The sequence below is a fragment of the Corynebacterium mendelii genome (assembly GCF_017307055.1).
GTDB lineage: Bacteria > Actinomycetota > Actinomycetes > Mycobacteriales > Mycobacteriaceae > Corynebacterium > Corynebacterium mendelii.
In genome coordinates this window covers 323,833-348,848 of the sequence record NZ_JAFLEQ010000016.1, presented here as the reverse complement: position 1 = coordinate 348,848, position 25,016 = coordinate 323,833, and the positions used below count along the sequence as shown (strand labels likewise).

The 25,016-nt window shown below is 64.0% G+C and carries 17 protein-coding genes, 1 tRNA gene and 1 pseudogene; 10 read left to right on the top strand and 9 right to left on the bottom strand.

Annotated features, from left to right (window positions below; all coding sequences use genetic code 11):
- Window position 1 precedes the first annotated feature (1 nt).
- Window positions 2-1,654, bottom strand: coding sequence for an arginine--tRNA ligase (gene argS, locus JZY06_RS09895; RefSeq protein WP_207279371.1), 1,653 nt, complete (start codon window positions 1,652-1,654; stop codon window positions 2-4).
- Window positions 1,655-2,224: 570 nt separating this feature from the next.
- Here argS and JZY06_RS09890 point away from each other — a divergent pair.
- From JZY06_RS09890 to JZY06_RS09865, 6 genes are all read left to right on the top strand, one after another.
- A complete protein-coding gene (locus JZY06_RS09890) occupies window positions 2,225-3,895 on the top strand; it encodes an L-lactate permease (RefSeq protein ID WP_207279370.1) in 1,671 nt (556 codons plus the stop codon).
- Between the two features lie 463 nt (window positions 3,896-4,358).
- On the top strand, window positions 4,359-4,892 hold the full coding sequence (locus JZY06_RS09885) for a hypothetical protein (RefSeq protein ID WP_207279369.1): 534 nt from the start codon (window positions 4,359-4,361) through the stop codon (window positions 4,890-4,892).
- A 440-nt stretch (window positions 4,893-5,332) separates the two neighbouring features.
- A complete protein-coding gene (locus JZY06_RS09880; RefSeq protein ID WP_207279368.1) occupies window positions 5,333-6,118 on the top strand; it encodes a (Fe-S)-binding protein in 786 nt (261 codons plus the stop codon).
- Window positions 6,119-6,141: 23 nt separating this feature from the next.
- Window positions 6,142-7,728, top strand: a complete 1,587-nt coding sequence (locus JZY06_RS09875) for a lactate utilization protein B (protein WP_242516933.1) — start codon at window positions 6,142-6,144, stop codon at window positions 7,726-7,728.
- On the top strand, window positions 7,725-8,396 hold the full coding sequence (locus JZY06_RS09870) for a LutC/YkgG family protein (RefSeq protein ID WP_207279366.1): 672 nt from the start codon (window positions 7,725-7,727) through the stop codon (window positions 8,394-8,396). The genes JZY06_RS09875 and JZY06_RS09870 overlap by 4 nt, the downstream gene beginning before the upstream one ends.
- A gap of 562 nt (window positions 8,397-8,958) precedes the next feature.
- Window positions 8,959-9,657, top strand: a complete 699-nt coding sequence (locus JZY06_RS09865; RefSeq protein ID WP_207279365.1) for a hypothetical protein — start codon at window positions 8,959-8,961, stop codon at window positions 9,655-9,657.
- 55 nt (window positions 9,658-9,712) lie between these two features.
- Here the strand turns inward: JZY06_RS09865 and JZY06_RS09860 are convergent, their stop codons facing one another.
- Entirely contained in the window at window positions 9,713-10,117 is a 405-nt protein-coding gene (locus JZY06_RS09860) for a PALP domain-containing protein (RefSeq protein WP_207279364.1), read from the bottom strand.
- A gap of 4 nt (window positions 10,118-10,121) precedes the next feature.
- Window positions 10,122-10,281 (bottom strand): annotated as a pseudogene (locus JZY06_RS12645) (tryptophan synthase subunit beta); the annotation flags it as partial.
- Between the two features lie 218 nt (window positions 10,282-10,499).
- On the opposite strand from JZY06_RS12645, the gene JZY06_RS09855 reads away from it, so the two are divergent.
- Window positions 10,500-10,572, top strand: a tRNA-Arg gene (locus JZY06_RS09855).
- 117 nt (window positions 10,573-10,689) lie between these two features.
- Here JZY06_RS09855 and JZY06_RS09850 read toward each other — a convergent pair.
- From JZY06_RS09850 to JZY06_RS09830, 5 genes are all read right to left on the bottom strand, one after another.
- Window positions 10,690-10,890, bottom strand: a complete 201-nt coding sequence (locus JZY06_RS09850) for a PspC domain-containing protein (RefSeq protein ID WP_207279363.1) — start codon at window positions 10,888-10,890, stop codon at window positions 10,690-10,692.
- Window positions 10,891-11,157: 267 nt separating this feature from the next.
- Entirely contained in the window at window positions 11,158-13,830 is a 2,673-nt protein-coding gene (locus tag JZY06_RS09845) for an AAA family ATPase (protein WP_207279362.1), read from the bottom strand.
- Between the two features lie 172 nt (window positions 13,831-14,002).
- The gene (locus JZY06_RS09840) at window positions 14,003-15,178 is read right to left on the bottom strand and encodes a metallophosphoesterase family protein (protein ID WP_207279361.1); all 1,176 of its coding nucleotides are present in this window, start codon (window positions 15,176-15,178) and stop codon (window positions 14,003-14,005) included.
- 213 nt (window positions 15,179-15,391) lie between these two features.
- Window positions 15,392-16,456: an SWIM zinc finger family protein gene (locus JZY06_RS09835; protein WP_207279360.1), complete on the bottom strand. Its 1,065-nt coding sequence runs from the start codon at window positions 16,454-16,456 to the stop codon at window positions 15,392-15,394.
- Window positions 16,453-20,085, bottom strand: a complete 3,633-nt coding sequence (locus JZY06_RS09830; RefSeq protein WP_207279359.1) for a DEAD/DEAH box helicase — start codon at window positions 20,083-20,085, stop codon at window positions 16,453-16,455. The genes JZY06_RS09835 and JZY06_RS09830 overlap by 4 nt, the downstream gene beginning before the upstream one ends.
- A gap of 646 nt (window positions 20,086-20,731) precedes the next feature.
- Here JZY06_RS09830 and putP point away from each other — a divergent pair.
- From putP to JZY06_RS09815, 3 genes are all read left to right on the top strand, one after another.
- A complete protein-coding gene (gene putP / locus JZY06_RS09825) occupies window positions 20,732-22,312 on the top strand; it encodes a sodium/proline symporter PutP (protein ID WP_207279358.1) in 1,581 nt (526 codons plus the stop codon).
- A gap of 171 nt (window positions 22,313-22,483) precedes the next feature.
- Entirely contained in the window at window positions 22,484-23,281 is a 798-nt protein-coding gene (locus tag JZY06_RS12595; RefSeq protein WP_330617257.1) for an HNH endonuclease family protein, read from the top strand.
- A 153-nt stretch (window positions 23,282-23,434) separates the two neighbouring features.
- Window positions 23,435-23,908 (top strand): DUF2269 domain-containing protein, encoded by a 474-nt coding sequence (locus JZY06_RS09815; protein WP_207279357.1) that lies wholly within the window; start codon window positions 23,435-23,437, stop codon window positions 23,906-23,908.
- Between the two features lie 855 nt (window positions 23,909-24,763).
- Here JZY06_RS09815 and JZY06_RS12360 read toward each other — a convergent pair.
- A partial coding sequence (locus tag JZY06_RS12360; RefSeq protein ID WP_242516886.1) for a hypothetical protein occupies window positions 24,764-25,016 on the bottom strand: 253 nt, incomplete at its 5' end.

Below are 25,016 nucleotides of genomic sequence, written 5' to 3'. Positions count from 1 at the left end.
GCTACATGCGCTCGGGGGCGGTGACACCGATCAGCCGCAGCGCATTGGCCAGCACCTGACGGGTGGCCATGGCCAGGGCGAAGCGGGTGGTGTGGACTGCTGCGGCGTCCTCGCCCTGTTTCGGCAGAATCTGGCAGACGTCGTAGAAGCGGTGGAAGGTTCCGGCCAGTTCTTCGGCGTACCGGGCGATCCGGTGGGGTTCACGCAGATCGGAGGCGGCTTTGACGACGGCCGGGAATTCACCCAGGGTGCGGATCAGATCACCTTCCTTGTCATGGGTGGCAAGGGAGAAGTCGGCTCCGTCGGCGGTGATACCTGTCTGGGCTGCTTTGCGGGCCAGCGAGCACAATCTGGCGTGGGCGTACTGGACGTAGAAGACCGGGTTGTCGTTGGATTTCTTGGTCCACAGGTCCATGTCGATGTCCAGTGACTGGTCAACGGACGAGCGGATCAGCGCGTAGCGGGCGGCATCGATGCCGATGGCTTCCACCAGATCATCGAGGGTGACAACGGTGCCCGCCCGCTTGGACATTTTCTTCACTTCGCCGTCACGGACCAGATTGACCATCTGGCCGATCATGACCTCCACCTGGTCGGGATCATGGCCGAGTGCCGCGGCGGCGGCCTTCAGGCGGGCGATGTAGCCGTGGTGGTCGGCGCCGAGCATGTAGATGCACAGGGTGTGGCCGCGACCGAATTTATCGACCACATAGGCGATATCACCGGCAATGTAGGCGGCGTTGCCGTCGGATTTGATGACCACCCGGTCTTTGTCGTCGCCGTAGTCGGTGGATTTCAGCCACCAGGCGCCGTCTTTTTCGTACAGTTTTCCGTTGTTTTTCAAATCCGCCACGGCTTTGTCGACCGCCCCGGATTCAAACAGCGAGTTCTCGTGGAAGAAGACATCGAAGTCGGTGCCGAACTCGTGCAGTGTTTCTTTGATGTGGGCGAACATCATCGAGGTGCCGGCGGCCCGGAAGGCCTCGGCCATCTCGGCATCATCCAGCTCCATCACCCCGGGGTTGTCGGCGACGATGCTCTGCGCGATATCGGTGATGTATTCCCCGCCGTAGCCGTCTTCCGGGGTGGGTTGCCCCTTGGCCGCGGCCAGCAGTGAATTGACGAACCGGTCGATCTGGGTGCCGTGGTCGTTGAAGTAGTACTCGCGGGTGACCGCAGCCCCCCGGAAGGACAAAATCCTGCCCAGGGAATCACCTACCGCGGCCCAGCGGGTTCCCCCCAGGTGCACCGGACCGGTGGGGTTGGCGGAGACGAACTCCAGGTTGATTTTCTCCCCGGCCAGTTCCTCGGAGGATCCGAACATCTCCCCCAGCTCCAGTACCTGGCCTGCAATGGCCCCCTGGGCGGCCGCGGCGAGCCGGATATTGATGAAACCGGGTCCGGCGATCTCCGCGACATCAATGGCGTCATCCGCGGCCAGCCTGTCGGCCAGACCTTGTGCGAATGCCCGCGGGTTGGTGCCCAGTTTCTTCGCCGAGACCAGCGCAATGTTGGTGGCGTAGTCACCGTGCTCGGGATTTCGGGGACGCTCGACGGTGATCTGCTCCGGCAGGGCGGACGCATCAAGGTCCATCGACCGGGCGGTATCGGCGGCAAGTCGGCTGATAAGTGCGGAAAGATCAGTTGGAGTCACGGGTATGGATGGTAGCACCCGCTGGTTGGGGCACCGTGGGATCACGGCCGTGGCCTTTTCGCGGCCGAACCCGGCACCCGGCGGGTGCCCCCGCCAGCCGGGCGCCGCCGGCGGCCTTTACCCAGCGTGACGATAGTCAGAGCCAATGACATTATGTTAGCCGCGACACACAGCCTCCTGTAATGCGGTTTAAAGAACACCTTTAGTCTAGGATTTAGGTGCTCCCGATCCGGTCGGGACGGCAGTGCAGGGACGCCGGCAATCGTTGACCCCGCTGCCGGGACCGGCTCACGGACCGGGAAGCCACGCGCGTAATCCACGTCCGTTCCCGGAGCATCACCCACCCCGGGACCTGTCGTGTATCCCGCGCCCGTGACGGGTTTGTCTGGTCCACCGCCACCACTGCCCGGGGCTTGTCCCCGAAAAAGGCACCTGGCCGCCGACTTGTCCCACACCCCGCACGGTCGCTTTGTCCGACCACGCGAACGATTGCCGGGCGGTTTTTTGTTGAAAAAACCGCTACCGGCGGTTGTTCGTCCAGCTTGACAACCTTCTCCGAGGAGTTTCCCCGTGACCGACTTCACCGCTGTGACCGACGCGGTCAATGGCAGCCTGGGCCTATCGGCTCTGGTGGCCACGATCCCGTTGCTCACATTCTTCATCTGTTTGATCGGCCTGAAAATGCGGGCCCACTGGTCAGCGCTGACAGCGCTGATCGCCGCCCTGCTGGTGGGTATCGCCGGCTTCCACATGCCGGTGGCCATGGCCCTGTCGTCGGCGGTGCGCGGTGGTGTGTTCGGCCTGTTCCCGATCGCCTGGGTCATCGTCATGGCGATCTGGTTCTACGAGGTGACCGTTGTCTCCGGAAGGTTCGAGGATCTGCGCCGGTTCTTCGACCGTCTCGGCAACGGTGACGTCCGCATCCAGGCCATTTTGATCGCCTTCTGTTTCGGTGGCCTGCTGGAAGCCCTGGCCGGCTTCGGCGCCCCGGTGGCCATCACCGCCACCATGATCATGGCCCTGGGCATCAAACCGCTGCGGGCCGCTGTCGTGGTGCTGCTGGCCAACACCGCCCCCGTTGCCTTCGGCGCGGTGGCCATCCCGATCACCACCGCCGGTGCCGTCGGTGGCCGCACGGTCGAACAGACCGAAAACATTGCCGCCATTGTCGGCCACCAGGCCCCGCTTCTGGCCTTCTTCGTCCCCTGCATCCTGCTGTTTATCATTGACGGCGTCAAGGGTCTCAAAGATGCCTGGGTTCCGGCCGTCATCATCGGCTTCGCCTTCGGTATCGCCCAGTGGATGACCTCGAACTTCTTCGTCTACCAGATCACCGACATCGTCGCCTGCATCGTCTCCCTCGGTGTGGCCATCGCTTTCCTGCAGGTCTGGAAGCCCCGCGGCGTCAACGAGATGCGCGCCCGCCTGGAACTGCCCGCTTTCACGCAGGCCGAGAAGCTTCCCGGCCGCCGCATCTGGATGGCGCTGATGCCCTACGCGGTTGTCACCGTCATTTTCGGTATCGCCAACCTGGTTTCCCCGGTCAAGGACGCTCTGGCCGCCGCCAGCATCAAGGTCTCCTGGCCGCTGCTGGAAGGCCACCTGCTCAAGCCCGACGGTTCCGAGATCAACTCCGCGTACACGTTTGCCTGGCTGTCCAACCCCGGCACCATGCTTTTGCTCTCCGGCCTGATTGTGGCCGCCGCCTACGGTGCCTTCAATGATGGTGGCCGCTACCGCATCACCATGGGCCAGGCTGTCGCCGAAATCGGCAAGTGCATGTACCGCATGCGCTGGGCGGCCCTGACCATCGGCCTGGTGCTGGCACTGGCCTACGTGATGAACTTCTCCGGCCAGACGGTGGCTCTGGGCGAATGGATCGCCTCGCTCGGCCCCGTCTACGCTTTCCTCGCCCCCACCCTGGGCTGGATCGGCACCGCCGTGACCGGTTCGGATACCTCGGCCAACGCCCTGTTCGCGAAGCTGCAGGTCACCGCCGCCAACTCTGCCGGCATCAACCCGGATCTCATGCTGGCCGGCAATACCACCGGTGGTGTGGTGGGCAAGATGGTTTCCCCGCAGTCGCTGGCCATTGCCGCCACTGCCGTCGGCATGGAAGGCAAAGAATCCGAAATCTTCAAGGCCGTCTTCCCCTGGACGATCGCCATGCTGTTCGTTGTCTGCTGCCTGATCTTCCTGCAGACCAACGTGCTGTCGTTCATGGTGCCGTTCATTCCCTAGAACAGCGCTTGTTTCCCACCAGCGATCCACCACCGCCCGCCCCGGCCCCGCCGGGTGCGGGCGGTGGTCTTTTCCATATCGCCCCGCCCCGCCGCCACCGGGTGCTGTCCCGCCGACCGGATATCCCGCCCCGACAGCCCGGTATCCGGCCGGTCGGTGGTTTTCCCACCCCGGGCACAGGGTGCCGGACACAGCGGTCAGTCATACTTGACCCATGGCACAACCCAGCCCCCGCCATCATCGTCGCGACCCCACCGAAAGCGCGGAGGCCATCATCCCCGCCGCCCTGCCACAGGCTCCGCCCGGGGCGGGCCGCACCGCCCGGGCACAGGCCGGGCGGTGGTTTTCTTTCTGGTCGGCCGCAGCCCCCGGATCCCGGCCCCAGGCCCCGGGCCACCCGGCGCCCACACCGTGGCAGCCGGAACCGGGGGATCAAAGACCGGTGGTGATCCTGGACGCCAATATGCTCTGCAGCAGAACCTGCGGCGACTGGTTGCACCGGCTGGCCGGCGCCATCGGCCCGCGGCTGCGGGTGATCACCACCTATCCGATTGCCCTTGAAACCGGGCGGGTGCTTGCCGCCCGGGACAAACAACGCGCGGCCCACCCGCTGTCCCCCGCCGGGCACGCGGCGGTTGTGGGCTGTTTTGTCACCGTCATCGAGCAGCCGGCCGTCGGTGACGACGACGGGTTCACCGGCCGGGACCCGGGTGACCGGCATATCCACCAGGCTGCGGCGGCAACCGGTGCCCGGTTGATCGTCAGTTTCAACAAACCCTCCGATTTCGCCGTCGCCCCCACCGGCTACACGGTGATGAGCCCGGACCACTTTCTGACCACCTGCAGCAGAATCGATGACGCGGTGTTCGCCAGCGCCTGCCGGGCAGAAATCGCCGCGGCCGGCGGGGAGGGAAAAACAACAGTCATCACCCGGCTCCGGGCGGCGCGCCTGCCGCGGTTGGCCCGCCGTGTCGCCTGCTGGACAGACACTGTGTAGCCGCTGTCCATCCCCGGCGGGCCGGTCGGTGACACAGAGAAAGAATGCACCCCAGTGGAACCTGTCACACATGGCGGGACGCGACATCAGCCACGCGTCGGAAAATGATGATTTCCACCCCCTGCGCCACCCCCTGGCGGGGGTGGGTTGCCCCACCGTCCTGCGCAGCAGCATACGGGGGTGCCGAGCGCCGTGCACCGCAGGGGCACCTACCGCCGGGAAGGTAAGGCTTACAGACCTCGTGAACTGGTCTTTAGCGGACTAAAGTCGGGGGAAACACAATCCTGGATGCCCGCGCCGGAGATTCCGGCGGCACCTGTCATATGACGCTTTGGTCAGCCCAGCCTAACCAGCCCTGCCGCCGCGGGGTGCGGGACGGACGGGTCCGGTGCCCGTGGCAGCCACCCCCTTTTTAAAGAAGCTTCAGTATAGGAGCACGCATGAGAGTCGCCCTCTTTTCCACCTGCATCGGGGACGCCTTGTTCCCGGACGTGGCCAAGGCCACCGCAGTGATCATCTCCCGGCTGGGACACGAGGTGGTGTTCCCCAAGCAGCAGACCTGTTGCGGTCAGATGCACGTCAATACCGGATACCAGCGGGAAGCGGTCCCGCAGATCGAAAACTACGTCGACGCTTTCTCCGATCCGTCGATCGACTGCGTGGTCGCGCCATCGGGTTCCTGCGCCGGCGCGGTCCGTGAGCAGCATGTGCACGTCGCCTCCCGCTACGGAACCCCGGCGCTGGTGGACGGAGCGAAAACCACCGCGAAAAAGACCTACGATCTCACCGAATTCCTCATCGACGTCTGCGGTGTCGACCAGCTGGGTGCGTTCTTCCCCCACCGGGTGACCTACCACTCGACCTGCCACTCGCTGCGTTTCCTCAAAGTCGGCGACCGCCCTCTGCGGCTGTTGCGCAATGTCGAATCCATTGATCTGGTGGAGCTGCCGCACGCCGACGAATGCTGCGGTTTCGGCGGCACCTTCTCGGTGAAAAACGCGGAAACATCAGCGGCGATGGTCACCGACAAAACCCGCAACGTCAAATCCACCGAAGCCGAGTATGTCACCGCCGGTGACGCCTCCTGCCTGATGAACATCGGTGGCGCCCTGTCGCGCCAGCACTCCGGTGTCCGGGCGATTCACATGGCCGAGATTCTCGCTTCCACCAAACAACACCCCTGGTCCCCGACCGAGGCCGTCTACCCCAAGGAGGTCATGCTGTGACCACGATGCTCGGCAAACCGACCATGCCGCCCAGGGCACCCAAGGGTGTCGGACACCTGCGCGGAGACAAAACATTCCAGCAAAACGCCCACACCGAGCTCTACAACGCCACCCAGCGGCGCAACCTGCACAAAGCCACCCACACCATCCGTGACAAGCGGAAAGCCGTCATCGAGGAGATCGACGACTGGGAGGATCTGCGGGTAGCGGGTTCCGGCATCAAACGCGATGTGATGGCCCGCATGCCCGAGCTGCTCGAGCAGTTCGAGCAATCGGTCACCGCCCGCGGCGGCCACGTGCACTGGGCGCGCGACGCCAAAGAAGCAGGCGAGATCGTCACCAAACTGGTGCAGGACACCGGTGAAACCCATGTGGTGAAAATCAAGTCGATGGCGACGATGGAAATCGGCCTGAACGACCAGTTGAAGCAAGCCGGGATCTCGGCACGGGAAACAGACCTGGCGGAGTTGATCGTGCAGCTGGGACATGACACCCCGTCGCACATTCTGGTTCCCGCCATCCACCGCAACCGGGCCGAAATCCGGGACATCTTCATCAAGGAGATGCCCCACACCGATGACAGCCTGTCCAGCGAACCGGCTGAACTGGCGGAAGCCTCCCGGTCGTTTTTGCGCCAGCAGTTCATGGTCGCCAAAACCGCGATCTCCGGCGCGAACTTCGGGGTGGCGGAAACCGGTACGGTGGCCATCGTCGAATCCGAGGGCAACGGCCGGATGTGCCTGACCCTGCCGGAAACACTGATCTCGGTGATGGGTATCGAGAAACTGCTGCCCACCTTCGAAGACCTGGAAGTGTTCCTGCAGCTGCTGCCCCGGTCGTCCACCGGTGAGCGGATGAACCCCTACACCTCCCTGTGGTCGGGTGTCACCGAAGGCGACGGCCCGGAAAACTACCACATTGTGCTCATCGACAACGGCCGCACCGCGGCCCTGGCCAACGAGATCGGCCGCGAGGCACTCAAATGCATCCGCTGCTCGGCATGTCTGAATGTCTGCCCGGTCTATGAACGCGCCGGCGGGCACGCCTACGGCTCCACCTACCCGGGGCCGATCGGCGCGATCCTCACGCCCCAGCTGACCGGCATCGATTCCGCCCACGACCCGAACGCCTCACTGCCCTACGCCTCCTCGCTGTGCGGGGCCTGCTACGAGGCCTGCCCGGTGCGCATCGACATCCCCAGCGCCCTGCTGGAGCTGCGCCACCAAAAGATCGAGGCCCACAAACCGAAGATCGAGGGTGTGCTCATGGGTGCGGTGGGACTGGCCTTCGGCAACTGGCGGCTGTGGAATGCGGCAACCTCACTGGTGTTCGCCGGCCGGATGTTGGGTGGCTTCAACCACAAGATCACCCACCTGCCGAGCTTTTTGGCCGGCTGGACCGACATGCGCGATACAGCTGTGCCGCCGAAGAAGTCCTTCCGCCAGTGGTTCGACACCGACGGCGCCCAGGACCTCCTGGCACAGGCCCGCCGGGAAGGCATTCCCGGCCACACCCGGCCCGACCCGTCGACCGCGGTGGTCAAAGACGCCGAACACCTAAATGACGGCCCAACCCCGGAAAACGGCTCGAAAGGGGCGGATACGAAATGATCACCGAGACTGAGCAGAAAGCCCGCGACAGGCGCAACCAGCAGGCGAAAAAAGAAATCCTCAACCGGATCGCCAACGCCCACAAACTGGCCAACACCCCGGAAGGGGCCTACGAGGTCACCCGCAGCTACCACAAGGTCCACTCCTTCGGCTGGGAGGAACTCAAAGAGATCCTCATTGACCGGCTGCTGGACTACAAGGCCATTGTCGAGCAGTGCAAAGAAGACGAGCTGGCGGACACCGTCGGCCGGATTCTCAATGAGCGCGGGGCGAAAGACATCCGCTACGCCGAAGGACTGGATCCTTCCCTGTTCGATTCCTTCGACGGCTCAGCCACCCCGGATGACCGGTCAAGCGATCCGCGGTTGTTGAACGAGGTTGATGCCGTGGTCACCGATTCGACGGTCAGCAGCGCCCAGACAGGCACCATTTGTCTGGAGTCGAAGCCTTCCGACGGTCGGCGGGCGCTGACCCTGGTCCCGGACTGCCATGTGTGCATTGTCCGCAAGGACTCGGTTGTCTACGGGGTTCCGGAAATGATCGCCCGGCTGGACCGGGTCCGCCCGATCACCATGATCTCCGGGCCGTCAGCGACCTCGGATATCGAGCTCAACCGGGTCGAGGGTGTCCACGGACCCCGCACCCTGATCGTTGTTATCGCCGACTAGGGCCTGCCAGGCGACACCCCCATCCTGTTGTTGCCGACAAAAGGCGGCGGGTGTTGCTGCACCAGCCCCGGCCCGTCCGGCCACCGGCCCCGGTACGTATTCACTGCGTACCGGGGCCGGTTTTTTTCGTCTCGGCCGGGCTGCCCCGATGACGGCAGCAGTCCGTTATTCCCCCATGTGTTCGATTGAATCTTTCCTCGGCCAGCTGCACAAACACCCGGTCAACCCCGCACCCGCCACCCCCGCGGGACACCGCCGCATCCACCCCATTCGATAATGTGTTCGTACACGCACGGTTGATGTTTCCGGCACCAACGGATCAACCGGGACGACAACTTCAGCGCCATTCCACAGGGGTGCGGCCGCCCACGGCCGCAGGAAGGCGGGAAGGTTAAAGCCACTGCCGCCCTCTGCTGGCGGCACAGGGCAGACAACTTCACACAGGCTCACGCAGATACCGGCCGGATCGCCACCGTTTTTTTGTTTTCCGCAGGCGTTGCGGTCCGCTGCCGGTCAACACCGGATTGTTTCATTGCCCCCACGATTGTGAGATTCCCCTGCCATGTCCCCCATCACCACGATCACCACCCCACCGCTATCCACCCTGCTGGAACTGGCCCCCGACCACATGGATATCTTCCTTGAGGCCGCCGGCGGCAACCGGCGGTTGGCCGCGGAGCTGTTTTCCTGGGACCGCCGCGCCGCGGCCAGTGTGCAACACACCTGCGGGATCATCGAGATCATTGTGCGCAGCCGCATCGATTCCGTGCTGACGGCCTGGGCAGTCGACCGCACCGGGAACCTGTCGGCCGACTGGATGACACGCGGGGACCTTCCCGCGGCCGTCACCGCCGAATTAAAGGGCGCTTTCAGGCGTGCCGGGCTGTCGGGCGGCTCTGCTGTCAGCCACCGGGATGTCATCGCCCACTGCAGTTTCGGGTTCTGGCGGATGTTCACCCAGCAGCGTTTCCACCACCGGCTGTGGCTGCCCGCAGCCCACCGGGCTTTTCCGGCCGGGGCCGCGGATCTGGCCCGCAGGCGCCAAGACGTCAACCACGCGTTGGGTTCCCTGCAGCGGCTGCGCAATGACGCCGCCCACCTGACCCCGCTATTTGACCGGGACTTGGCGGCCGAATTCCGTCACGCCCACCGGCTGGCACGCTGGATCAGCCCGGCGGCCGCGGCCGTGGTGGAGACAACCTCCACGCTGACAGCAGTGCACAACGCCCTGCCTTTGACTGATACCCGGCGCGCCGCCTGAGCATGGTCATCCCCGGCACACACCCCACCACACGGTTTCTCCCGGCGCCGCCGCATCAGGCTCCGGCCCGTTCACGTACAACCCCGGCGACATAGTCGGCGTCTTTGTCCCCGCGGCCCGACAGCTTGGCGATGACCAATCCGTCGGAGCCGAGCTGGTGGGCAACAGTGATCGTGTGGGTGACCGCGTACCCGGATTCCAGGGCCGGATTAAGGCCTTTGGTGCTGCACAAGGTCGCAAACGCATCCGGTGTCTGCCCGCATGTGACCGTGGAGTAGGTGACCCGTCCGAGGTCTTTGGAAAACGCATGCTGCGGGCCATCCCCCGGATAGCCCAGCCCGGAGGCAATCGACTGCACGGGGGCCGGTTCGCCCGAGGGGGTGCGGATGGGCAGTGTTGTCCATCCCCTGCAAACCCCTGCTGTTCCGGTGGCCATGGTGGCCGGGTTTGTCCAGACCACGGCCTGCCGGTTCCACCCCGTGTTGCCCGGCACCGGTGGCGGCGATGAGTTTTTTCTTCCCCCATGCGTTTGGCCGGCAGCGCCTGTCCCAGGCAGTGGTTGATTTTGTGGGCGCCGGTATGGTTCGCATCCTCCCGTGTGAGATAGCTTGTCGCCCCACCGGCAAACCGGGTTGCCCCACACCCGGGGGTGGGGCCGGCACGGCCGTGTCCGCCTCCCCGGGACCCGGCGGCCGCTGCCCCGGAAACCGGTGGGCGGACAGCGGGAAAACCGGCCCCGGACACCCGGTTAAATGGGCATTCGGTCAAAGCGGCCGGGTGGTGGTAACATCACTGTTCGTTGTCGTCGACACCGCCGTTTGGCCGGTGGATGCACGGCAGATGCCTCCGTAGCTCAGTGGATAGAGCATCGGTTTCCGGTACCGAAGGTCGCACGTTCGAATCGTGTCGGGGGCACACAGCAAAACAATCAGCCGGTTGACTGGTGCTTCAAGCATCTGGTCAACCGGCTGATTGCTGTTACTGGCTTTCAGCACCGGCCGCAGCGGGTGCCCACGCGGGATGGACTCTCACTTATCCCTCCGGCATCAATACCCAGGCGGCGAGATAAAACAGGACCTGCGGCCCGGGCAGCATGAGCGAGGCGATCATCAGCAGCCGGATCAGCGTGGAGTTGAGATTGTAGGTTTCGGCGATACCGCCGCACACGCCGGCAATGTAGCGGTCGGTCACAGAACGGTGCAGACGCTTGTTGAGGGGATTGTCGGGGTTCACGGTGTTTTCTCCTTTGTGGGGGTGGCGTCGTGGTGTTGTTTTTTCGGTGCACACTGCCTGCCGCAGCCTGCTGCCGGTGCACCCGGGGTGGGAGGGCCACCGGCCCGGGGTGGGTTGTCCGGGCCGGTGCCGTCCGTCATGAACTTGTCTACGATTCCCATTGTGGTCCGGATTCCGCTGACCGGCATCGGGGAGTCACCCTGAACAATCCCCTGATTTTCCCGCCCCCGCTCCCCTAGGGGTGGGGTTTGTGCAGGCCGGCTCTTTTTAATCTGTGGCCGGGATTTTCATCTCGTCGATGTGGCGGACATCGGCGTCGGTGAGATACATGTAGCGGGACGCCTCGCAGGTGAACACGAACACCTGGGTGGTCTCCCCCACGGCATCGAGCAGACCGTTGACGGCCTGGGTGCGCTGCTGGTCGGAAAAACCGAGGGCGTCGTCGATGAACACCGGCATGGCCGTCCCGCCGCGGCCAACCAATTCGGCGATCGCGAAACGGTTGATCAGGGCCAGTTGTTCTTTCGCCCCACCGGACAGCACCCCGACATCAAGTGATTGCCCGCTGCTCAGGCTGCGTTTGTCGATGGCCAGGGTCTCCGGGTCAACGGTGATGGTGGTGCCGCGGCCGAACACGGTGGCGGCCAGGGTTTCCAGGGCCGTGGTGTAGGGCTTGAGATAGCTTGCCCGGGCCGCGGAAAAGTGCGCATTCAGGGTGTCAAACAGCAGGCAGGCGGCATCCCGGCGGCGCATGATGCCCGCCTGTTCGATTTCCAGGGCGCGTTTGGCCTGCACCGCCCGGTCGAGTTTCTCGGTGGTGCCGTCCAGGGATTCCAGTGCACCCAGTGCCCGTGCCCGGTCTTTTTCCGCCCGGCTGAGAGCCTGGGCATTGGCGGCCACCGCGGCCGTGGCCTGGGTGAGTTGTTTTCCGGCTGCCTCGGCATCGGGTCGGCTGCCGTCATCTGCCAGTTGCCCGAAGGCGGCTGTGGCTTTGGCCAGGACGGCCTGGGCGTCGGTGAGCCGGTCGTCGAGTTCTTCCCGGCTTGCCAGTGCCGCCAGGGCTTTGTCGGCCCGGGCCAGGGTGTTGACGGCCGCGACATGTTCGGCTTCTTTTGTGGTCAGCTCCATCGCCTGGCCGTCGGAGCGCAGACGTTCCAGTTCCCGGCGGATGGTCTCGATGGTGTCTTCGGCCTCATCCAGCTTCTCGCCGGCCCGGCGCTGCCTGTCGGCCAGTTCGTCACTGTCCATGCCGCGGTAGAAATCCGGGCACTCCGGATCATCCCGGGGACTGTCCTTGCCGGTGTCGTCGGCGGTGTCGGTGAGGTGGTCATATTCCCTTCGCAGGGCGGCTTCATCACGGCCCGCCAGGATGGTGGCGAATTGTTGTTCGGCCCGGGCCAGCTCCTGGGCGGTGGCCCGGTGGCTTGCGGCTTTCTGTGTGACTTCATCGATGTCCCCGGCCCCGCAGGAGTCAAGGAATTCGCGCAACTCTTCTTCGGCCCGCCGCAGTCTGTCCCGCGCACCGTCATCGCTGTGCCCGGGTACCACGGTGGCGGTGACATCACCGATGACAGCCGTGATCGTGTCGGTGACTGTGCGGCTGACCGCATCCCGGTCAACGGTGATCTCTTCGCCGTCGATGGAGACGGTGGTCGGGGTGGCGGCGGTGAAATCAATCCGCGGACTGACTGCGTCAACCAGGTAGCGGGCTTTGTCCACTTCCGTTTTCAACAGCAGGCCGCGGCGTTCCACTTCCCCGGTGACCGGATTGGCTTCCAGGGACTTTGTCAGCGTGCCGATCATGGTCAGCTGCTCATCGAGCCGGGTGATCACCCCGTGCAGTTCCGCCCGGCGTCGGGTGCGGGCCTCCCGTGCCGCGGCTTCGGTGATGGCGGCCACAATAGCGCGCTGGCGCTGTTTATCGGCGGTGGCTTTTTTCTCTTGGGCCGCCAGTTCCTCCCGCTGCCGCTGCTCGGCGACGGCTTTGTCCCGCAGCCCCGGCAGTATCGCATCCAGTGCCGTGAGTTCTTCCCGTGCCTGCTCGACTTCGGCGGTGCGGGCACGATGGTCGGCGATGTCTTTGCCGGCCCGGGTAACCGCTTCCTCGGCCAAGGTGACTTTTTCTTTCGCCGCAGCCAGCTTGTCGCGGCGTTCGACCGCAGCGGTGTGGCGTTTTTTCGCCTCAACCCGCTTCGCCTCCAGTTCATCGGCCCGGCCGGCGGCTTTGTCGATGGCAAGTCCGGCGGCGTCCAGGGCTTGTCTGGTGGCCTCGAAATCAGCGACTTTCGCCCGGCAGGTAGTGATCGTCGCCTCCGCGTCGGCGATGGCGGCCGCCAGTGTCTTCAGCTCTTTGGTGTCCTCGCGTTTTTTCGCGGTGACGTATTTCAGCATTTCTTTTTCGGCGGCATCCACCAGTGACTGGTCGGCCCCGGTCATCTCTGCCCCGCCGGCATTGGACAGCACCGTGGTCAGGGTGGAGATGCTGGCGGCCTGCACATCATTGGTCAGCTCCCCCTGGCCGACGAATAGGGCCGCCAGCAGGTTGTCATCGATGTGGTCGCGTTTCAAATCCCGGAAACGGCTCAACGCCCGGTCACCTGTCAGTGTCGGTTCGGACGGGTCGGCAAACTCCAGCGTCATCGATCCGGCCGACCCGGCGGCGAATTCCTCGGTGACGGTGAAACGGGTGTCACCGAAGGTCATCTCCGCCGTGATCCACGGATGCCGGGAGGCGTCCCCGTCAGGGTGGAAGGCGGTGATGTACTGCTTGCGGGAGTTCCATTTCTCGGCGGCCAGCAGCAGACCGAAAGCTTCCATGACGGTGGATTTACCGTGTTCGTTGGGTCCTGACACCACCACCACGCCGGTGGTGTCGAGGTCGTCGAGCAGAAGATGGTCCACCGATTTGAAGTTTTTGATTTCCAGTCTGTGCAGTTTCATGCTGCGGCGGCCTTTCCACCGGAGGGTCATGTCTGTCAGAGGCGGCCCGGGGGCCGTACCCGTACACACACCCGCAGCCGGTCAGGTGTTTGAAAAATGGGGGAAGAAGAAAAACAGTGAAGAAAAGATGACGGGCGGCGGGTCCCGGCCGGGGACCTGCGCCGGGGTTTTCTCAAAAGCGCTGGCGACTGAGCCGGAAAAACAGGTTCAGTGCGTCGGTGGCCGTCTGGTCGTTGGCGGCGGCTTTGTCCACCAGCTCGCCGACGGCGTCTTTGGCCCACCCGGTCAATCCGAGTTCCGACAGCTCTTCCGCAGCGGGGGCGAGCATGAGTCGGTGTCTGGATTTGCTCGGGTACAACACGGCAAACACCCCGGCCAACTCGTCGAGTTCTTCTTCGAGATGTTTCATCGTCGCCGCCGACACCGCTCCGGTCAAAGCGTATTTGATCAGGGTTTCGTCCTTGTTGGGGTAGGCCCTGAGTTTGTCGAGAAACACCTCGACATCCTCGTCGCCGGCAATGTCGCGTTCGTGGAAATCCATCACCCAGTCGCTGGTGGGAATCTCCTCCACCGTCACCTCGGCCCGGCCGGGATTGTCGGCGCTGGCATTATCGGGGACGGTGATGGTGACCACCACACAGCGCCCGGAGTTGTTTTCCCCGCCGCCGGTGGACAACCAGTGGTAGTCGGTGGGCACCGGCGCCCCGGAATACCACACCCTCCCCATCGGGTCGGTGGCTTTGGCCGAGTGGGTGTCGCCCAGGGCGACATAGTCGACGATCCGTTTGTCCGCCAGCTCGTCCAGATGCCCGGTATCGATGGTGAAACGGTGGTCGGCACTGTCATAGGCGGTGGTCTGCCCGTGCCCGACGGCAATGCGGATACCACCGGTGGGGGTCAGATCCTTGAGTGCTCTGGCCACCGGGTCTTTCACCGCGGTTTTGCCGTACACCGGGGCAGCAACCAGTTCGACGTTGTCGGCCACCTCACGCGGCTCGGTGTCATCGAGCAGGTGCACATGATCCAACCCGGTTCCGGCCCGGTAAGGATGGACCGAATCCAGCGGATCATGGTTGCCGGGAAGCAGATACACCGGGCAGCTGATCCCGGCCAGTTGTTCTTTGACCTGCGCCAAAATCCGCCGGGAGGGATCGGCGGTTTCGAAGATATCGCCGGCCACCACCATGAAATCGCAGCCGTGGCTGCGGGCTATCTCACCCATCCGGCCAATGGCGGCCATCTGCTCGTGGGTGTAGCGCTCCTGGACGCTCGGCCCGGAGGCCGCGAAATAGGCGCGGGTCGCACCCAGCTGCCAGTCGGAGGTGTGCAGAAACTTCGTCGTCGCCATGACACCATGGAAGCACTCCACCCCGGGATGCACACAGCCAACTGTTCGATAAAAGCCCGCCGGTTTTCCGCACCTTCCTGCATATTCACCATGTTCGACAACGCCCCCGGACAGGGGAATCACCGTCGGGGCAGGCGCATGCGTTCCCCGGCGCACAGCCTGCGGGGAAAGCCCATCCGGCTGCCGCTTGGAGCGGCCGACCGTACGGTGCCGTCATTTCACCGGGTAGAGCCCCTGCTTCCGCAACGGGTCAAACGGCTCGTTGGTGCGGCCGGTATCCACTCTGACCGGCAGGCACTGCCACAGCAGCGACAGCTCGGCGATGGTCTCGTTGACCTGCTCCATGGAATGGTGCCCGGACTGCACAATCATGGTCAGGGCATCCCGGCGGCGCTCCAGATCAAGATGCTTCTGGATGTCGTCGACATTGAAATCGGCCAGCGCCTCGAAATCGAAGGGATTTTTCAGCCGCTGTTGCCGCGGCAGCTCAGGCAGCGGGGCCGGCGGATCGGTGTTGAACGGCCGGTAGACTTCCGTTTCCTGCAGCTGGGAGCGGCGGTCGATAAACTCCACCGCCCCACCGAGTTCCGCCACCGACGCCATGGACAGATTGCGCAGGTTGTACAAACAGTCCGCTTCCCGGTTGCACCGTTTGCCCAGCTCCGCCAGCACCGCAACAACGTGTTTGCACACTGTCTGCAAATCGGGGCAGCTGCAGACAGGCTGCAGCTGGTTCATCTCGTCGGGACGGAACAGAAACGTCCAGCTGTCCTCGGCGCTCGGGGAGCCGATCCGGTCGCCGGCGACAATCGTGTGCGCCCGGGCGGCCAGTTCCTCTGGTTGTCTGTGGGGAAGTTCCAGCCGCACCTGGAACGGGTCCACCTGGGTGCCGTGAACCAGGGCCTCCACAGTGGTGCCGTTGATGAAAATCCCGTCGACCCGGCGGTCGTCCCGGTATTTCATGCCGCGGGAGAAACGACCCCCATCGGTCAGAAGGGAGGCGCAACACTCCAGGTAGCTGAGGATGCTCGCCGCTTTTTCCGGGGTTTGCGTACGCTCCGCGGCGTTGCGCCTGCGGCGCCGCGGGGAGTGACCGTCATCAAACAGCTTGGCCATGGCGGTGCGCTTGCGCCGGTTCATCCGTGCCTCATGTGCGGCGGCATTGAGGTAGGAGACGGTGGCGATCTGCTGATCGTCTGCTTCCCTGTCGCCCGGGACCCCAGCGGACCCGGTTGTTTCAACCGGGTGAAGGTCCGGGGTGTTGTCCTCGGTGGTCACTGCTCCTCCATTTCCTTGTGCCCGGATCCGCCGCGCAGGGTCACCAGTTCGCGGAGATCCTCGTTGCTGAGTGCGGCCAGCTGCGCACCACGGGATTTGACCGTGGCATCGGCAATCATGGTTTTCGCATCCAGCAGCAGATCAACCCGTTCTTCCATTGTGCCCGTGCACATCATGGCAAACACGTCGACCTTGTCTGTCTGGCCGATCCGGTGCGCCCGGTCGGTGGCCTGGTTTTCCACCGCCGGATTCCACCAGCGGTCCATGTGCACCACCACACTGGCCTTGGTCAGGGTCACACCGGTACCACCGGCTTTGATGGAGATCACCATGGCCGGCGGGCCCTGTTCGGACTGGAACTGCTCGACCATGGTGCTGCGCTGCGCCGGCGACAGACTTCCATGGTAGAAGGGCACCGGGGAGCCGAATTGCCCGCCCAAAAACTCGGCGATCATCTCACCGAAGGCCACGAATCTGGTGAACACCAGCATCCGCCGCTTCTGGTCCCGGCACAGGGTGACGATGTCCTGCAGTGCCTCGAACTTGCCGGAACGGAATGCGCCCCTGTTTTTCAGCCCCGAACCGTCACGCAGATACATCGCGGGATGATTGCACACCTGCTGCAGCTCGGTGAGGAAGGCGAAGATCAGGGTGCTGCGGGCCTGGGCCGGTACTCCCCCGTCAAGCAGACTGGTGTATTTCTCGCACACATGCTCGTACAGGGCGGCCTGTTCACCGGTCAGCGACACCTTGACTTTGCGCACGACTTTCTCACCCAGCCCCAAATCCAGCTCGTTTTTCTCCCGCCGGAGAATGAAGGGACCGGTCAGACGCTGCAGCAGCGAGGCTTCATCACAGTTGGGATCCCGCGAGACCGGATTGGCGATGGATGTGCGGAACGTATCCTTGTCCCCCAGGTAGCCGGGAACGATCAGTTCCATCACCGACCACAAATCCATGACCGAGTTCTCCACCGGGGTACCGGTGACGGCAATGGTGTGCCGGCGCTGCACCCGGTTGACCGCCCGCCAGGCACCGGTCTTCGGGTTTTTCACGTTCTGCGCCTCATCGACGACGAGACGTTCGAAAAACACCTGCGACAGGCTGCCACTGTCGTGGCGCAGCGTCGCATAGCTGATGATGGTGAAATCGTGGCGGGCGACAATTTCCGCCAGCTCCCGTCCCTTCGGCCGGTTCGGCCCGCGCTGGACGTGCACCGTGTAGTCGGGCAGGAATTTTCCGATTTCATTGCGCCAGGTGTCCACCACCGCAGCCGGGGCCACCACCAGGGTGGGCTGGCGCAGGGTGTGCCGGCCGGGGGCCAGACCGGTGTCCGCATCCACCCCGCCGGGGACGAGTTGCCCGGTTGCCGTGGCTGACGGCGGCAGACGGAAAACATCCGACAAATGCGCGGCCGTCATCTCGGCGGCTGTGCTGTAGGCCCTGAACCGTACCCCGTTTTCCGGTGGTGCCATTCCCGGCGGCAGGAACCGGCCGTATTTCTCCATTTCACCCACATCGGGAATCTGCCAGTTCAACGGAGCAACAGTTCCGGCGAAGCGTTGCGCATCCGCCCGGGCATCGGCCGCGGTCAGGGTGAGAACCTGCAGGGTTTTCCCCAGCCCCATGTCGTCGGCCAGGATGACGCCCATCCCGCGGTCACTCATCCACTGCATCCAGGCGACCCCGTCACTTTGGTAGTCGCGCAGGTCAGCCTGGACGTCCTCGAGCGGGTCGAGGATATCAAGCTGTTCGGTCTGGATTCCGGTGCCGCCGAGAATCCGGGAGATGTCGTCGGTGTCGAAGTCGACGCTGATATTGGACCACACGGCATCATCCCCACCGGAGGTGAGCTGCTGCATCCGGGCGATGCTGAGCGTGTTGTCGCCGCGGAGCGACTTCAACGCCAACGAGATGTCCAGGGAGTTCTGGTCGTCGGCCGACGCCCGGCCCAACTGTTCTTTGTGGGATTCCCGCCAGGTACGTGCCAGGGCGGCCCGGGCGGCCCGCAGACTGCGTTGATCCAGGCACACCCAGCCTTCGCGCAGCTGGACCACCGAACCGGTGGCGGTGATCAGCTGCTTCATCTCTTCTTCGGAGATCTCACGGCCGCCGACAGCCATCCGCCAGTTGAAGTTGACCAGCGAATTGGCGTCGAGAATTCCCTTCGGGGAGCAGCTGGAGGATACTTCGGCACGGATCTGCACCATCGACTTCGTCCAGATCGACGGAACCATGACATGAAAGCCGGCCCCACCCAGGCGCTGCACATCCCCGTCGAGGAACTCCGACAGTTCCTGCAGGGTCAGGTGCATTTCATAGGGATGCTGCCGGTGCTGGATTGCCTGCCCCAGCCCGAGTTTCTGTTGCTCGGATTCGGCGAACACCAACCGGCCGTCGTCTTCGAGCTGCCCGAGCAGATGGCCGTGCTCACCCCGCCCCAGCACCGGGGCCAGGCTGATGATCTCTGCCAAATCCTCGGCGATCTGTTCCCGCTGTGTGGAAGTGAAATGCCCCGGCACCACTTCTTTCAGTGCCGGATCATCACCGACCCTGGCTTTCAGAGACACCCTCACCACCGGGCCGACCAGATCCTCGAGCTCTTCCAGCGGCCTCGGGGTACTGGTGACGGTTGTGTTCCCGCTGGTCCAGGTCTCGGCCAGCTGCATGGTGCCCCGGTCGTCGAGACGCGGAAAAACCGAGGCGTAGAAATCAGCGTGGGCGGCTTGCGCCGCCGGCCACCGGCCGGCCCCCTGAATCAGCGCCAGCGCCGCCGGCGCCCCGGTCGAACAGGTGCCCAGATCAGCCAGCTCATCGCGCATGGTTTCCTCCTCAACGCACCGGGCGTAGAAGGAGCCGACATTGTTGCTCACACCGGTGGTGTTGAACACCGGCGGATGCGGATTGTCCTCATCAACGACAATCACCAGTTCCACGGGTTCGGCATGGTGGCGGTCAAACCAGTCGGGCAGTTTGTGCACCATGGATTCTTTGCTGCGCGGCAGAGGTTTTCCGGTAACCAGTGAGGCCGTCAACGGTTGCAGGGCTTTTTCTTTCAGCCCCTGCAACCCCAGAATCCTTTTCGCCACCGCATCCGCCAACTGGGAGACGCATTCCTCGTCGGGTATCCGCATCCCGTGGGGTGCCGCATCAATCATGGAGCCGTAAAACCCGGTGAAGTCCCGGTCCCAGACAACACGGAACACCGCCATGGTCTGCCCGTCGGAGACCAACGGCGCGATGGATACGGCGCCGGAGCGGACCCGCTGTTCAATCCCCTGGTGAAGGTGGGCCAGCCACCGCAGGTCATCGCCGATGGTCTCCCGCTGGGCGCGGGTGGCCAGAAGATCGCCACGGACGTAATCGGCCACCACCGACAGCAGCTTATCCGCCCCGAACGGGGTCAAAGCCGCACCGGTGACGCGGGCCTCGACAATGGTGGAATTCTGTGCCACAGTCACCGGGATATTCCGCCGGAAGCTGCGGTGCGCCAAAAACTCGTGGATCCGGTGGGGAAGAACGTTATCGTCCAGTTCGGCAAGCCCCAGGGACCGGCCGTCACCGTCACTGATCCACACGACCAGTCCCTCGCGGCGGTCGTAACGTGCATTTATCGTGTAATCAATCATGACCCGATTATCTTCCCCTGCCCCGAGAGCATCATCGAAACGACGGTCACCAGCGCAAACCCGGCTGAAACGGCACATTAAACCATAGCGTGACCCACCCGGTTTCCACCGCCGTATTCAGCTTTCTCAGAATTCTCCTATCCCCGCGGCACACCGGCACCGTCCCCGCCGGCCCCGCCGGTATCGTCTCCCCGCCGGACGATGACCCTGCGCACAGCCTCACAGGATCCGGTTTACCACCGCGGCATGCCCCGGGTCACCCGCCGGTTCCGGCCACATGTTACTGTTCGCACTCAACGCCACCCCTTGCGGTTCATTCAGCTTGGTCTCAGGCGGTGGGTCCGTGGCAATCCGGCCGGAAGCGCCGGACCCGCGGCACCAGCGGCAAGGCCCGGTCCGTTCCGACCGGTTTTTTTCGGTCACCGGGACAAGCCACAGGCGGTGCCTCAAGGACACCGATTACGGCACCCGCCCCGCAAGCCCTCACGGTCGGCATGTCCGATGGCTCGGCCGGGTTGGACGCCTGAAGGCGCCGGGTACGTCCGGTGCCGCCGAAACCGTTGCATCCGGTGGCAGAGAAGTTTTTCACTATCCCTTTTTTCCGTGTCCCCGACGAGTGGAAGGTTCGTGTTCTAAAAAACACATCATGAGCGAACACACATGGTTTATTCTCGCCATCATCATCTATATGGGGGCGATGCTCGCCATCGGCTACTGGTCCTACCGGCAGACCGATGAATACGACGACTACATGCTCGCCGGCCGTAACCTCAATCCGTTTGTCGCCGCCCTGTCGGCCGGCGCCTCGGATATGTCCGGTTGGCTTTTGATGGGTCTTCCGGGAGCGTTGTTTGTCTCCGGTATGTCCCAGCTGTGGATCGCCATCGGCCTGTTGATCGGCTGCTGGGCGAACTGGTTCTGGGTCGCCCCGCGACTGCGCTCCTATTCGGAGGTCGCCGACAATTCGATCACCATCCCCTCTTTCGTGGAAAACCGCGTCGACGACACCTCCCGGGTGCTGCGGATTGTTTCCTCGATCGTGATTTTGGTGTTCTTCACTTTCTACGTCTCCTCCGGCATGGTGGCCGGCGGCAAATACTTCGAGGCCACGTTCGACGCCGGCTACCTCGACGGCATGCTGATCATTGCCGCGGTCACCGTCGCCTACACCTTCATCGGCGGCTTCTTGGCTGTCTCCTACACCGATGCGGTGCAGGGGTCGATCATGTTCGCCGCCCTGATTCTGGTGCCGGTCATTGCTTTGTTCTCCATGGACAACCCGGCCGATATCTGGACCTGGTCGACCGCCCACCCGTACGGCCCCTACGGTGCGGAAGGAAACCCGGACTATTTCTCGATGGTCAAGGGCGTCAGCATCCTGGCGATCATCTCGAATTTGGCTTGGGGCCTGGGCTACTTCGGCCAGCCGCACATCATTGTCCGCTTCATGGCCATCCGCGGCCCCAGGGAATGCCGCTCCGGACGCCGGGTCGGTATCTTCTGGATGCTGCTGTGCATTGTCGGCGCCACCTTCGTCGCCATTATCGGCACCGCTTTCTTCGGCCAGGATCCCTCCATTGCGATCACCGACCGCGACTCCTACGAGACGATTTTCCTGGATATGGCCCGGATTTTGTTCCACCCGCTGTTCGCCGGTCTGGTGCTCACCGCCGTGCTGGCGGCGATCATGTCCACGATTTCCTCCCAGCTTCTGGTCACCTCGTCGGCGCTGGTGGAAGACCTCTACAAGATCGTGGTGAAAAAGAAGCCCTCCAGCCAGGTACTGATCAACCTCTCCCGTACCGCCGTGGTGGCTGTGGCCGTATTTGCCGCGGTACTGGCCGCCAACCCCAATGATTCGATTCTGGACCTGGTCGGGTTTGCCTGGGCCGGTTTCGGTTCCGCCTTCGGCCCGCTGGTCATCGCCTCGCTGTACTGGCGCAGGCTCAATGCCCCGGGAGCCATTGCCGGCATGGTCACCGGTGCCGTGGTCAGCTTTGTCTGGGGCCAGGTCGATGCCCTGTCGTCGACCCTGTACGAGATTGTCCCCGGGTTCATTGCCTCGGCACTGATGATCTGGATCGTCTCTTCTGTCACCGCCAAGCCGAACAAAACCACCACGGACGAATTCGATGAGGCGGTCCGCCTGGTCGAAGTCTCCAAGCAGAAGCCGGAGATGGCGATGACAACCGTCCACAAGAAGATGAAGCGCGGCGAAGTGAACTAGTTCCCGCACCATCTGACTGCCACACTGACGGCACACTTGTCCGTGTGGCCGGGGCAGACTGACCGTCACCGGCGGTCGGTCCGCCCCGCTTTTCGTGTATTTCCTCCCCCGTGCCAGCCGTGGTGGTCAACCGGATGGAACCGCGCACCACCAAAGACAGTCACACCAGGTGTGAATGATGATCACGTCCGTCGGCCGCACAGCCGCCACCAGGTATCCCCGACCGGCGACGCCATAAGCCCCGGCAGAAACTCCCGTTCCCCCCGCTGCGGCAGCCGTCACCAGTTCGACCACGCCCGCCCGCGGGGCGTTGCCGTGTGGTGGATCGACATTCTGGTTATTGTCACCGCCGGATATCTTTTGTGGTGGGTGCTGCCGGTGCTCACCGGCTCCCCGCCCGCCGATCAGGCCCCGCGGCTTTATGACACGATCTCTTCTGTCCGGGTTGTCCCGCAGCGGGCCACAGTCATCGGATACGAGCGCTCCCTGTTCGGCCACAGCTGGGCCACCTCCCCTGCCACTGGTCCCGGCTGCACCACCCGGGAGCGGGAGCTTGTCCGGCAGATGAACGGCACCCGGCTGGGCACCGGCTGCAGGCCACAGCCCGGAACTGTTGTCGGCCCCTACACCGGTACCGTCATCGGCGGGGACAATCCGGTGGAACTGGACCACATCTATCCGCTGTCGGCGGCCTGGGACATGGGGGCTTATTCCTGGGACAGCGCCACCAGGCACCGCTTCGCCAATGATCCGGCCAATCTGGTGGTGGTGCAGAAAAAAGCCAACCGGGACAAATCGGATTCCCTTCCCGGTGAATGGATGCCACCGCAGCGGGCCCACCGGTGCTGGTATGCCCGCCGGGTGGCGGCGGTGGCCGCCGCCTACGACCTTCCGTTGACCACCACAGACATCCGGGTGATGGTCACCTGGTGTCCCACGGATTGGATTGGGCTTGTTTTTCTGCGATGATGGTGGCTCATGCGCGCAGACGGACACCCATCCGCCTGCGCTTATCCACACCAGCCCCAGTCGGGGCCACGGCTGTCGTCGGCACAAAACCCAACCGGCGCACCGCCTGTCCCGGCACAGCCTGTCACAGAAAGCAGACGGTGAGATTTACCCGTGAACCAGCTCTTCCTTTTCCTGCACATTTTCGCCGCGATCGCTCTTTTGGGGCCGGTAACGGTGGCGACCTCCGGGTTTGCCCCGAAAGCCAAAGCCGCCCACAACGGTGACGCCGTCGCCAAAGGATCGGTGGCCATGCTCTACCGGATCTCCCACATGTACGGACTGCTGTCGCTTCTGGTGCCGCTGCTCGGTATCGGGGTGATGATCGCCACCGGCGCCTACTGGCGTGACGGCCGGTTCCACGTCTCGATTCTTTTGTCGGTGATCGCCTGGGCGGTGCTGATTTTCCTCATTCTCCCCCGCCAGCGGGCCATTGCCGCCAATCTCGGTGTGCTGCCGGATGCCGACGACAAGGACCGGGACAAAGCCGCCGGGGTCAACTGGGACAAAGACCCGAAGATGGTGTCGATGTTCAGCGGTATTTTCGCCCTGCTGTGGGTTGTTATTTTCATTCTGATGGTCATCTGACCCGAACCCGACTGCACCACTCCGGGGCACAAGCCGACCGACGGTGACTCGTGTCCCACCCCGACCCCACCGGGGACAGGAGCAGAAAATATTTTTTCTTGCCCTCCTCTCCCCCGGTGGGGTCGATTTGTTTGCCCCGTGGCAGCCGCCCGAAACCATGCCGATGGGAGATCACACCCGGTTGTCGTCTTGCCCCACCGGCATGCTGCACCCGGCACCGGTCACGTCGCGGTCTGCGGGAAAATGTGTGGCCAGGCCTTCAGAGATGGTGTCGCCTGCAACGTGGAGTCCCGCCAGCATGTGACTTCCGCCGCATTCCCCAAACCAGCAGACGGCCGGCTGTCCAGACGGCACACTGGATGACACTCCGCTCCCAGAAGCCGTGCTGTGTGCCGTATGCCGCACAACCACCGGGGCCGCCCCACATCACGGCAACATCAAAGGAGATTAAAACAGGACACCGTAATTCGGGATTTGACCGCACAGTTGCTTCGTGGAATGGACACCACTGACCGGCTCATCCATGGTGATGGCTTATGTGCGCCCCGGGTATGTCTGCCTGCCGGGCTACCGCCGGAAATGCGGAACGACCCGCCTTGACCAGGCGGGTCGTTTCTTATGGTGTTGTCTTATCCGACAGACGCGGCTGCCACAGCAGTGAGGTTGCTGCTACCGCAGCATTGTGCTCTGTCGGCCACAAGGGCTGCGGATTCTGCAAGCCGGGGCGTTGCATCAGCCCCGGTATCCCGGATCCGGCACATGCGTCACCTTCACCCGCCAACACCCGCGGCGCAAATATACGCACCGCGCGGACACCCGCATGCGGCCCTGCGGCAGCATGCGGGTGCGCTGTGACTAGTCGCGCCAGGAGCGCTTCTTGAATCCCCCGCGGCTGCCGCCGCGGTCATCACGTTCGCCGCGGAAACCGCCGCGTCCGCCACGGTCATCACGGTCACGGTTGTTCCAACCGCCGCGGCCACCACGGTCGCCGCCACGATCGTCGCGGTCACCGCGGTCACGGCGCTTCCAGCCGCCGTCCCGGCCGCCACGGTCGCCGCCGCGTCCGCCGCGGTCATCACGGCCGCCGCGGAATCCACCGCGGCCACCG

Bases quoted from the DNA above. Each gene is read 5' to 3' on its own strand.
- JZY06_RS09885 (WP_207279369.1), top strand. From the start codon at position 4,359: ATGCTCTGCAGCAGAACCTGCGGCGACTGGTTGCACCGGCTGGCCGGC.
- JZY06_RS09880 (WP_207279368.1), top strand. From the start codon at position 5,333: ATGAGAGTCGCCCTCTTTTCCACCTGCATCGGGGACGCCTTGTTCCCG.
- JZY06_RS09875 (WP_242516933.1), top strand. From the start codon at position 6,142: ATGCCGCCCAGGGCACCCAAGGGTGTCGGACACCTGCGCGGAGACAAA.
- JZY06_RS09870 (WP_207279366.1), top strand. From the start codon at position 7,725: ATGATCACCGAGACTGAGCAGAAAGCCCGCGACAGGCGCAACCAGCAG.
- JZY06_RS09865 (WP_207279365.1), top strand. From the start codon at position 8,959: ATGTCCCCCATCACCACGATCACCACCCCACCGCTATCCACCCTGCTG.
- JZY06_RS09845 (WP_207279362.1), bottom strand. From the start codon at position 13,830: ATGAAACTGCACAGACTGGAAATCAAAAACTTCAAATCGGTGGACCAT.
- JZY06_RS09840 (WP_207279361.1), bottom strand. From the start codon at position 15,178: ATGGCGACGACGAAGTTTCTGCACACCTCCGACTGGCAGCTGGGTGCG.
- JZY06_RS09830 (WP_207279359.1), bottom strand. From the start codon at position 20,085: ATGATTGATTACACGATAAATGCACGTTACGACCGCCGCGAGGGACTG.
- putP (WP_207279358.1), top strand. From the start codon at position 20,732: ATGAGCGAACACACATGGTTTATTCTCGCCATCATCATCTATATGGGG.